This window comes from Chitinophaga sp. G7 BAM 1005 (assembly GCF_057126945.1).
The window spans coordinates 5560843-5572727 of sequence record NZ_CP181478.1 but is presented as its reverse complement, the minus strand read 5'-3'; the positions used below and the strand labels follow the sequence as shown (position 1 = coordinate 5572727).

At 47.0% G+C, this 11885-nt stretch carries 9 protein-coding genes; 8 read left to right on the top strand and 1 reads right to left on the bottom strand.

The features are described from left to right. Nucleotides 1-92 precede the first annotated feature (92 nt). Nucleotides 93-1709, bottom strand: a complete 1617-nt coding sequence (locus tag ACMXI2_RS22075) for a S41 family peptidase (RefSeq protein WP_483778228.1) — start codon at nt 1707-1709, stop codon at nt 93-95. Between the two features lie 216 nt (nt 1710-1925). On the opposite strand from ACMXI2_RS22075, the gene ACMXI2_RS22070 reads away from it, so the two are divergent. The 8 genes from ACMXI2_RS22070 (at nt 1926) to ACMXI2_RS22035 (ending at nt 11843) form a co-directional block, all read left to right on the top strand. Then, the gene (locus tag ACMXI2_RS22070) at nt 1926-2774 is read left to right on the top strand and encodes a BadF/BadG/BcrA/BcrD ATPase family protein (protein WP_483778227.1); all 849 of its coding nucleotides are present in this window, start codon (nt 1926-1928) and stop codon (nt 2772-2774) included. Between the two features lie 19 nt (nt 2775-2793). Then, the gene (murQ, locus tag ACMXI2_RS22065) at nt 2794-3612 is read left to right on the top strand and encodes an N-acetylmuramic acid 6-phosphate etherase (RefSeq protein WP_483778226.1); all 819 of its coding nucleotides are present in this window, start codon (nt 2794-2796) and stop codon (nt 3610-3612) included. A gap of 30 nt (nt 3613-3642) precedes the next feature. Next, nucleotides 3643-4206, top strand: coding sequence for a hypothetical protein (locus ACMXI2_RS22060; protein WP_079470450.1), 564 nt, complete (start codon nt 3643-3645; stop codon nt 4204-4206). 187 nt (nt 4207-4393) lie between these two features. Then, nucleotides 4394-5077 (top strand): succinate dehydrogenase cytochrome b subunit, encoded by a 684-nt coding sequence (locus ACMXI2_RS22055; RefSeq protein ID WP_483778225.1) that lies wholly within the window; start codon nt 4394-4396, stop codon nt 5075-5077. A gap of 19 nt (nt 5078-5096) precedes the next feature. Next, nucleotides 5097-7070 carry a fumarate reductase/succinate dehydrogenase flavoprotein subunit gene (locus ACMXI2_RS22050; RefSeq protein ID WP_483778224.1) on the top strand — a complete coding sequence of 658 codons (1974 nt, stop codon included), beginning with the start codon at nt 5097-5099 and terminating at the stop codon, nt 7068-7070. A 63-nt stretch (nt 7071-7133) separates the two neighbouring features. Next, nucleotides 7134-7898: a succinate dehydrogenase/fumarate reductase iron-sulfur subunit gene (locus ACMXI2_RS22045; RefSeq protein ID WP_483778223.1), complete on the top strand. Its 765-nt coding sequence runs from the start codon at nt 7134-7136 to the stop codon at nt 7896-7898. 372 nt (nt 7899-8270) lie between these two features. After that, nucleotides 8271-9656 (top strand): Gfo/Idh/MocA family protein, encoded by a 1386-nt coding sequence (locus tag ACMXI2_RS22040; protein ID WP_483778222.1) that lies wholly within the window; start codon nt 8271-8273, stop codon nt 9654-9656. A 138-nt stretch (nt 9657-9794) separates the two neighbouring features. Then, nucleotides 9795-11843, top strand: coding sequence for a S9 family peptidase (locus tag ACMXI2_RS22035; protein WP_483778221.1), 2049 nt, complete (start codon nt 9795-9797; stop codon nt 11841-11843). The last annotated feature ends 42 nt before the right edge of the window (nt 11844-11885 follow it).

Here is an 11885-nt window from a genome sequence, read left to right as displayed (position 1 = left end):
TAATCTTTTAAAATCAAATATGATCAAATCCTACAAATCAGTATAATCAGCGTAATCCTGCTCCAAGACAATTTAAAAATCGCCGAAGGCGATTACTCCGCAGCGCCCTTTTCCTTGCTCACTACTTCAAGCGCTTTCTTTACCATAGGATCTTCTGCATTAATGGCTTCATAGAAACCTTCCGTTCTGTACAGCTGGCGTGCCAGCATGGCTTTGAGCCTTGTCCGGATTTCTATTTCGTCACGGGCCGTAAGATGATCCAGGCCAGGTACGCTGTCTTTTTTAGCGTATGCTTTAAAGTCGCTGATCAGTTCAGGCGTAGCCTGGAAGTTTTTGGTGAAAGCCTCTGCGTTCTTATAAGATTTGAAAATTTCCCTGTGCGTGGTATAATACTGATACGCAAAGTTGCTGAACGTATTGCGGGTATAAATGGCCGTTAAAGTAGGTGTAAAGCGGGAAGTATCAAACGGAATGAAAATATCCGGGGTAATACCGCCACCGCCGTAAACCGGGCGGCCTGCTGCTGTTTTATAAAGCACGGTATCGGTTATTTTAATACTGTCTTTGTTCACCATTTCCCCGTGGTGATAACGTTCAATGATGTCGTCATCATAATCATCATGCCCTTTTCCATAGGGCTTCTGGATACTTCTGCCGGAAGGAATATAATAGCGGGCCACGGTAAGGCGCAGCGCGCCCCCGTTGTCCAGGTCGTACTGTTCCTGTACCAGGCCCTTACCAAAAGTGCGGCGGCCAATAACGGTGCCACGGTCCCAGTCCTGTATGGCGCCTGCAAGGATTTCACTGGCGGAAGCAGAGCCTTCATCCGTAAGTACGGCGAGGGCGCCTCTTTCAAAAAGACCCGGCCGTTTCGTTTTATAATCGGTGCGTGGGAAGTCTTTCCCCTTCGTGTATACAATCAGTTTCTGGTCGTCGATGAGTTCATCGGCTATGCGGGTGGCCGCATCCAGGTAACCGCCGGGGTTCTGTCTGAGGTCAATGACCAGTTTCTGCATGCCTTGTTTTTCCAGCAGACGGATGGCTTTCATAAACTCATCGTAGGTAGTGGCAGAGAATTTGCTGATCTTGATATAGCCCACACCGGGAGCTGCCAGGTAGCTGGCATCTATACTATATAAAGGAATAACGCCTCTTTTGATGGGAATGGTGATTTTTTTATCCTGTCGTAATACAATGGTGTTCACGGTAGAACCGGCAGGGCCTCTCAGCAGTTTACGGATCTTTTCCGGAGTTATGCTGTTGCCGGCTACCAGGCTGTCGTTCACTTTCAGGATCTTATCACCGGTTTGCACGCCTGCGGTTTCAGACGGGCCGCCGCTCAGCACACTCACCACGTTCACCGTATCGGCAGTGATATTGAATTCTACCCCGATCCCTTCAAAGTTACCTTCCATATCTTCATTCACCCGTTGCAGTTCAGAAGGTGGTATATATATGGAGTGAGGATCCAGGTGGGTTAGCAACCCTTCTATGGCTTCTTGTTGTAAATCATCTGTATTGAGTGAATCTACATATTTCGCTTTGATCAGGTCCATCACTTCCTGTAACGGGCCCCTGTTGGGTTTGGTGAAAAATACAGTGCCCCCTCCGTTGTTCGATCCAGGCATTTTATGTCCGAGGAACATTCCCAGGGCTAATACAACTGCAAAGAGAAGAGGTAAAAAAACATTCAACTTCCTGTTAGACATAATCAGATTATTATCCCGCTAATTTATATGACCAATCTTTGTATTCATGTAGCAAAAGCACCTGGCGGAAAGCAATCTGCTGCATACATGTATCATCATCACTTAAACTTAAAGGGGCCATTTGTTTTTATGAACCCCTTTTGTTTAAATTGTGACAAAAATAGCATAAATCGGGTGCAAACTTTTAGGATTCTTAAATTTCATAAATAACCGGATATGGGTGCTGGAATAAAGTTAATTGCAGACAGCGGATCTACAAAGACGGAATGGGGCTTGCTGGGCGAGGGGGAACCGCTGGTATTGAAAACGCAGGGCGTGAGTCCGTATTTTCAATCTGCGGAGCAGATCAAGGCCATTTTCGAAAAGGAACTGGTACCACAGTTACCTGCCGGCCAACCGGTAACAGAAGTATATTTTTACGGAACCGGCCTGTCGCAGCCAAAGAACCTGCAGCTGGTATCCGATGCTATAAAGGCCGTATGGCCGGCTGCTGCATACGATGTACAGCACGACCTTATGGGCGCTGCCCGTGCACTTTGCGGCACACAGGAAGGTGTGGTAAGCATTTTAGGCACCGGCTCCAACTCCTGTTACTACGATGGGAAAGAGGTGGTGAAGAACAATCCGGGCCTGGGTTATATCCTCGGCGATGAAGGTAGTGGCGCCTATCTGGGGCGTAAAGTACTCCAGTATTACCTCTACCATAGTTTTGATGACGACCTGCACGCCCGCTTTGAATATAAGTACCATACCAATAAAGATGAGATCCTGGAAAACGTATACCGCAAGCCGTTAGCCAACCGATACCTGGCTGGGTTTACAGAGTTTCTGTCGGAAAACCGCGAGCACTATATGATTCAGAATATCCTGGAAGACGGGCTGAACGACTTTTTCTTCAATCATATTTATAAATACAGGGAAAGCTGGACCACTGCACTACACTTTACCGGTGGGGTTGCCTGGCATTTCCGCGACATTATCAGCGAATTGTGCGAACTCTATGAATTGCCAATGGGCAAAGTGCTGCGCACGCCAATGGAAGGTTTGCTGGAATATCATCGTTAATCATTTTTAACCATTCAATATGTCATTTGTAAAAGTAACGGAACAGCCTTCACACTATCGTCACCTTGAAAAGATGAGCGTGCAGCAGCTGCTGACGAACATGAACAAAGAAGATCAGACCGTTCCGTTAGCCGTGGAAAAAGCGATCCCGCAAATAGAGAAACTGGTGACTGCCGTAGCAGATAAAATGCTGGCAGGTGGCCGCCTGTTTTATATGGGAGCCGGTACCAGTGGCCGCTTAGGCGTGGTAGACGCCTCTGAGTGCCCGCCTACTTTTGGCGTGCCGCAGGGACTGGTGGTAGGATTGATTGCCGGCGGCGATACAGCTATACGTAAAGCAGTGGAGTTTGCGGAAGACAGCCGCACACAGGGCTGGGAAGATCTGCAGGCGTATAATATAACTGATAAAGATGTGGTGGTGGGAATCGCGGCCAGCGGCACCACGCCGTATGTAATAGGCGCCCTCAATGAATGCCGTAAGCACGGTATTGTTACGGGCAGTATCAGCTGTAACCCGGATACGCCGGTATCTGCAGCCGCCGACTTCCCCGTGGAGGTAGTGGTAGGGCCGGAGTTTGTTACGGGCAGCACACGCCTGAAAAGCGGCACTGCGCAGAAGCTGGTGCTGAATATGCTGTCTACCGCCGTAATGATCCAGCTCGGCAGGGTAGAAGATAACAAAATGGTGAACATGCAGCTCAGTAACGAAAAGCTGGTAGACCGCGGCGTGAAAATGCTCATGGAACAATTGTCACTCACCGACTACGAACAGGCGCAACAACTGCTGTTAAAGGCTGGCAGCGTGAAAAAGGCAGTGGACGACTTTACCGGAAAATGATTTAAAAATTTTTGTACCCAGAAACCAGGTATGCATAACATAGAGCCATATTACAACTGGCGGCATTTGTACACCGCCGAAGAAGATGAGTACTCTCCGTTTTACGGAAGGGAATACAGTGAGTTTGAATATTCCAATTCGGTGTATAACTATTATATACATCCACAGTGGGATGAATTTGGCTCACGCAACCTGTACATGAAAATCCTCTTCATAGATTACCAGTTTAACTTCGCCATCATAGAATTACTGGGAGAATGGAATGATGCTATTGATAACGACATCATGACTATGAAGCGCAACATCATCGATACCCTCATCGCACAAGGCATCACAAAATATATCCTCATCACGGAAAATGTAATGAACTTCCATTCTTCCGATGATTGTTATTATGAAGAATGGTGGGAAGATATCCGCGATGAAGGCGGTTGGATCGTAAGCCTGAACATGCCAATACAAACCCGTGAAGAGTTTGAGAGAGCCCGTTTGCACTACTATGTTCACCTGCTCGATGATGATAAATGGCGGACATATCAACCATTACACCTGTTTAACATGGTAGATAATATCATGTTAAAACGGCTGGAATAATATTAATTTTCATTACAAAATGAAAGATATTATGCGTGTTTATATGATTATAAATACGTAATGTATGCGTATAATAGTATATGCGTGTGAAAACCTGATAAATATCATTTGGTTTTTATTTTTCCTGCGTTAAATTTGCCCGACATTTCAAACATCTTTTTATACTAGGAAGCTTAGAATTTTACTTATGAAGTGGTCACAGTTCTTTAATACCTCTATCGGTAAGAAGTTATTGGTAGGTGCTACCGGCTTGTTTCTTTGCAGTTTTGTTATTGTACACCTGGCAGGTAATTTCCAGCTGTTGTATAACGACGAAGGCAAAGCCTTTAACGCATACGCTGCGTTTATGGGACACAACAGCCTGATTCAGTTTATTGCCTGGGGGCTGAAAATTGTGATACTGCTGCACGCGTTTATTGCGCTCCAGCTCACATTCAGCAACAGAGCAGCCCGTCCGGTGAAATATGCCGTGAACCCGGGCAATCAGACATCTTCCTGGTTCAGTCGTCAGATGGCCATTATGGGAAGTATCCTCTTCATCTTCATCGTTATCCACCTGGTTAACTTCTGGGGGAAATTCCACTACACGGAAATGCCCACCCGCACTTATGAAGGCAGCATTGAACCGCTGAAAGACCTGTACGCTTTATCTTATGAAACCTTTAAGAATGGCTGGCTGGTAGCATTGTACGTGATCGGTATGATCGGTCTGTCCTTCCACCTGGTCCACGGCTTTAAAAGCGCCTGTCAGACCTTTGGTTTAAATCATAAAAAATACAACGGCTTACTCAGCTTCATTGGCATATGGTTGTTTGGTATCGCAATCCCTATCGGTTTCGCTATCATCCCCGTTGTAATCTATTTCAAATAATTCTGTAAAGTAAGGATATATGTTTGACGCAAAAATTCCTGCCGGACCATTAAATTCCAAATGGGAAGACTATAAAGGACACTGTAAACTGGTGAACCCTGCCAATAAGCGCAACCTGGAAGTAATTATCATTGGTACTGGTTTGGCCGGCGCTTCAGCAGCGGCTTCATTAGGAGAGTTGGGATATAAAGTAAAAGCATTCTGCTTTCAGGATAGTCCGCGCCGCGCGCACAGTATTGCTGCCCAGGGTGGTATCAATGCGGCAAAAAATTATCAGAATGACGGTGACTCTGTTTTCCGCTTATTCTACGACACAGTAAAAGGTGGTGACTACCGCGCCCGCGAAGCGAACGTACACCGTTTGGCAGAAGTGAGCGGTAATATTATAGATCAGTGCGTGGCACAGGGTGTTCCCTTTGCACGTGAATACGGTGGCCTGTTAAGTAACCGCTCTTTTGGTGGTACGCAGGTACAACGTACTTTTTATGCTGCTGGTCAAACCGGTCAGCAGCTGCTCCTCGGCGCTTACTCCGCATTGGAACGCCAGGTAGCGCTGGGTAACGTGAAAATGTATAACCGCCACGAAATGCTCGACATCGTGAAAATCGATGGTAAAGCACGCGGTATCATTGCACGTAACCTGATCACCGGCGAACTGGAACGCCATTTCGGTCATGCCGTGCTGATCTGCAGCGGTGGTTATGGCAACGTGTTCTACCTGTCTACCAACGCAATGGGTTCTAACGTAACTGCCGCCTGGAAAGCTACCAAGAACGGCGCTTACTTCGCTAACCCCTGCTTCACGCAGATCCATCCTACCTGTATCCCGGTTTCCGGCGATCACCAGTCGAAACTGACCCTCATGTCAGAATCACTGCGTAACGATGGCCGTATCTGGGTACCCAAAAAACAAAACGATACCCGCAAAGCCAGCGACATTCCTGAAGAAGAAAGGGATTACTACCTGGAAAGAAGATATCCTGCATTCGGTAACCTCGTTCCCCGCGACGTGGCTTCCCGTGCAGCAAAAGAAAGATGCGATGCCGGTTATGGCGTAGGTACTTCCAAACAGGCCGTATACCTCGACTTTGCCGCAGCCATCGAACGTTATGGTAATATTGAAGTGGGTAAACGCCAGCTTTCCAATGTTTCCAAAGAAGAAATCATTAAACTGGGTAAAGAAGTAGTAGCCGAGAAATATGGTAACCTGTTCGACATGTATGCCAAAATCACCGGTGAAAATCCTTACGAACTGCCTATGCGTATCTATCCTGCAGTACACTACACAATGGGTGGCCTCTGGGTGGATTACGAACTGGGTACTACCGTTCCCGGCTTGTATTCCCTGGGAGAAGCAAACTTCTCTGATCACGGCGCTAACCGCCTGGGTGCATCTGCACTGATGCAGGGGCTGGCAGATGGTTACTTCGTTATTCCTTATACCGTTGGTAATTACCTGGCAGATGAAATCCGCACAAAGGCAATCCCTACCGACCATCCTGCTTTCGTGGAAGCAGAAAATAAAGTAAGGGAAACCATGAATAAGTTCATCAACATCAAAGGCACCAAATCTGTCGATTTCTTCCACAAGAAACTGGGTAAGATCATGTGGGAAAAATGCGGTATGGCGCGTAATGAAAAGGGACTGAAAGAAGCGATCGAAGAAATTAAAGCGCTGCGTGCCGAGTTCTGGAAAGATGTTCGTGTTCCCGGTGAAGCCAATGAATTCAACCCTGAACTGGAAAAAGCCGGTCGTGTGGCCGACTTCCTGGAACTGGGCGAATTAATGTGCATTGATGCGCTGAACCGCCGCGAATCCTGTGGTGGCCACTTCCGCGAAGAATCACAAACAGATGAAGGGGAAGCAAAACGTGACGACGAAAACTTCAGCTACGTATCTGCATGGGAATACAAAGGCGATGGCCAGTATGAACTGCACAAAGAACCGCTGGAATTCGTTGAATGTAAACCAACACAGCGTAGCTACAAATAATGGTTATTGGTAAACTGTTTAACGGTTAACCAGGATTATAAATCAAATAATTGTCCAAGGTATATGGAACATTATAACATGAACCTCACATTAAAAGTGTGGAGGCAGAAAAACAAAAACGATCAGGGTAGATTTGAAACATTACAGGCAAAAAACATTTCTTCTGAAATGTCTTTCCTGGAAATGTTTGATGTGGTGAATGAAGAGCTGATCAATGAAGGCAAAGAACCAGTAGCATTTGATCACGATTGCCGCGAAGGTATCTGCGGTATGTGCTCCATGCATATCAATGGCCGCGCACACGGTCCGTGGGATGGTACTACTACCTGCCAGCTGCATATGCGCGCTTTCAAAGATGGCGACACCATTACGGTAGAACCCTGGAGAGCAGGTGCATTCCCGGTAATTAAAGATCTGACAGTAGACAGATCCGCTTTCGACCGTATCATTGAAGCAGGCGGTTATATTTCCGTAAATACAGGTAACGCACAGGATGCGAACTGTTTACCGGTAGATAAAAACAAAGCTGACCTGGCTTTTGCGGCTGCTGCCTGTATCGGTTGCGGCGCCTGCGTAGCAGCTTGTAAGAACTCTTCTGCCATGCTGTTCGTATCTGCAAAAGTTTCCCAGCTGGCATTGCTGCCACAGGGCCAGCCAGAAAAACAATCCCGCGCCCTCAACATGGTAGCGCAAATGGATAAGGAAGGTTTTGGCAGCTGTACCAATACCGGCGCCTGCGAAGCTGAATGTCCGAAAGAAATTTCCCTCACCAATATCGCCCGCCTCAACCGGGAGTTCATTGGAGCAGGACTTTCTTCCGAGAAATAAGCGCGCGGAGTTTGTCTTACTCAGGATTACACTGATTAAGCTGATTATCTTGATTTGATCTTTTGTGATTTTATAAATGATTAAAAAAGATTTGGGGAGATGAGAATGGTATATCCATTCTTATCTCCTTTCTTTTTTTCATTTATTCTTTTATCTTCCAAAAGCTAAAAATCTTCCAAAAAAGATCCAAAACTGCTATCATCTCCCCAATCTTTTTTAATCATTTATAAAATCACAAAAGATCAAATCAAGATAATCAGCTTAATCAGCGTAATCCTGGGTAAGACAACCTCCGCTCATCCATCGGACTTTATCTTTCTAAATTTTTTTACTATCATGTGTTTTTTCCACGCAATGTAAAACAGAGAACATATGTCAGAACAATCACGCAGAAAGTTTATCAAACACATCGGCAGCACCGCTGCACTGCTCGGAATAGGCCAGCTGGCAGCCCTCGCAAACGAAAAGGAACACGTAGAAATATTACAGCCTGAGAAAAGGATAGCTCCGAACGACAAAATCCGCATTGCCTGCGTAGGAATGGGGATCATGGGATTCGGGGATGTGGAAACCGCCATCAAAGTGCCGGGAGTGGAATTTGTGGGCGCTGCTGATCTGTACACCGGTCACCTCACAAAAGTAAAAGACGTATTCGGTTCCCAGGTATACACCACCCGCGACTACCGCGAACTATTGAAACGAAAAGATATAGACGCCATCATAGTAGCTACACCCGATCACTGGCACGATACCATTGCCATCGCCGCAATGGAAGCCGGTAAAGCCGTGTACTGTGAAAAGCCGATGGTACAGCAGATAGAAGAAGGACATAAAGTAATTGCCGCACAGCAACGTACCAAAGCCGTTTTCCAGGTGGGCAGCCAGCGCATCAGCAGCATCGCTCTCGCGGAGGCGCGTAAACGTTACCGGGCCGGCGAAATAGGACAACTGAACGTGGTGGAGGCCAGGATGGACCGCCACAGCGCACTCGGCGCCTGGCAATATTCCATCCCGCCGGATGCTTCACCCGCTACCGTAGATTTTGACACCTTCCTGAAAGATACGGCCAAAATGCCTTTCGACCCGGTACGCTTCTTCCGCTGGCGTAATTACCGCGCCTATGGTACCGGCATCCCCGGCGACCTCTTTGTTCACCTGATCTCCGGACTGCATTTCATTACCGGATCCCTCGGCCCCACATCTATTTATGCCAGTGGTAACCTGGTACAATGGAAAGATGGCCGCGACGTGCCGGATGTGGTAGTGGCTATTTTCGACTATCCCGAAACAAAAGAACATCCCGCCTTCCAGATGACACTCCGCGTGAATTTTGCTGATGGCAGCGGCGGCGGAGAATACACCCGTTTTATTGGTACCGAAGGCGTGCTGGAACTGGGCTGGAATGATTTCAAAATCAAAAAACATAAACTGCCGGAAGCGCCGGGCTATGGTGGCTGGGATACCTATAACACATTTACCAAACAACAACAGGCGCAGTATGTGCAGGAGTATAACGCCAAATACCCGGCAGACAAACGGAATACAGTAGAAACCTCCAGCGCTTTTGCCGCTCCCAAAGGATACGACGACCGCCTGGACCACTTCACCAACTTCTTTGAATCCATGCGCTCCGGTAAACCGGTAGTGGAAGATGCCGTATTTGGTCTCCGCGCCGCAGGACCAGCCCTGGTAACAAATGAGAGCTACTTCAGCAAAAAACTGATCAACTGGGACCCGGTGAATATGAAAATAGTGTAAGGAGAATTCGTAATTTGTAATGCTTTTGAGTTAAAACCTTACTATTTAAATCTATCTCCTATGTTTAAAAACTTCCAGGGTAATTGTTGGTTGCTTTTGGGAACGGCGCTTTTGTCTTGTAATCAAAAGAAAAATACTATGAATGATCAGGTTGATATAAAACCTCCTGTAGCGGAAAAGATAGCTAAAGAACTCAGCATCCACGGCGACAAACGGATCGATAACTATTACTGGATGAACAACCGGGAAGATCCGAAAGTACTTGCCTGGCTGAACGCAGAAAACGCCTACCTCGACACTATCCTGTCGCCCGAAAAAAAGCTCCGTGAAAAACTCTTCACCGAGATGAAATCCCGGATCAAGGAAACAGATATGAGTGTGCCTTATCTTAAAAACGGCTATTATTACTATACCCGTTATGAAGAAGGAAAAGAGTACCCCGTACATTGCCGTAAGAAAGGCAGCCTGGACGCGCCCGAAGAGGTGATCCTGAACGTAAACGAATTGGCTGCAGGCCACGCCTACTGCCAGGTAGCCGGACTGAGTGTAAGCCCCGATGCGAAATTACTCGCTTACGGAATAGATACCGTGAGCCGCAGACGTTATATCATCCGGATCAAAAACCTGGAAACAAACGAACTGCTGAAAGACGAAATTCATGAAACCACCGCCGGCAGCACCTGGGCCAGCGATAATAAAACCCTGTTTTATTCCCGCAAAGATACCGTTACCCTCCGGGCCGATCGTATCATGCGGCACTCACTGGGCGTTGCAGCCGACAAGGAAGTATATCATGAAGCCGATGAAACGTTTAATGTAGAGGTATCCAAAACAAAATCCGGTAAGTATATTATTATCAACAGCGAAAGCACCTTATCCTCTGAAAGCAGGATCCTGGATGCAGCCAAACCCAATGAAGAATTCCGCATTTTCCACCCGCGCGAAAAAGAGATGCTGTACCATGTGGATCACCGCGATGATAAATTCTACATCACCACCAACTGGAACGCACTCAACTTCCGCCTGATGGAAACCCCGCTGGATAAAACTTCCCGGCAAAACTGGAAAGAACTGATTCCCAACCGCAGCGATGTATTGCTGGAAGGAGTAGAGCTGTTTAAAGAGTATACGGTACTGGAAGAAAGAAAAGGCGGTTTAACGCATATCCGGATCATCAACGACAACACCCATACGGAAAAATACCTGCCCTTTTCAGAAACCGCTTATACCGCTTCCGTTAGCAGTAACCCGGAAATGGACAGCAAAGAACTGCGGTATAACTATACTTCCATGATCACACCCAACTCGGTGTATGATTACAACATGGAAACAGGCGCCAGTGAACTGAAACGTCAGCAGGAAGTACTGGGCGGTTATGATCCGAAAGATTACACAACAGAGAGATTATTTGCCACCGCCACCGACGGCACCAAAATTCCGGTGTCGATTGTGTATAAGAAAGCGTTTGAGAAAAATGGCAGGGGCCCGTTATTACTGTATGGATACGGTTCTTATGGCAACAGTATGGATGCCACTTTCAGCTCTACCCGGTTAAGTTTACTGGATCGTGGTTTTGCTTTTGCTATTGCGCATATCCGCGGTGGTCAGGAAATGGGGCGGCAGTGGTATGAAGATGGCAAGATGTTTAAAAAGAAAAACACGTTCACCGATTTTATCGCCTGCGCCAAATTCCTGGTACAGCAACATTATACCGATACTGCGCATCTTTATGCGATGGGCGGCAGTGCGGGTGGCCTGTTGATGGGCGCTGTAGCCAACATGGAGCCTACGTTGTTCAACGGCATTGTAGCACAGGTACCTTTTGTGGATGTGGTTACCACCATGCTCGATGAAAGTATTCCGCTTACTACCGGAGAGTTTGATGAATGGGGCAATCCGAAAAATAAAGATGCTTACGATTACATGAAGTCCTATTCTCCTTACGATAATGTGGAGCAGAAGGTATATCCGAATATGCTGGTCACCACCGGGCTACATGATTCACAGGTGCAGTACTGGGAACCGGCCAAGTGGGTGGCGAAGCTCAGGGAAATGAAAACAGATCATCATTTACTGCTGTTGCATACCAATATGGAAGCCGGCCACGGTGGCGCTTCCGGAAGGTTTAAAGCACTGGAGGAAGTGGCGTTGGAGTATTCATTCCTGTTGAAGCTCGAGGGAAAATAAAGAAGAGAAATAAAAATGTAAAGCCTGCCGGTATCATTTGCC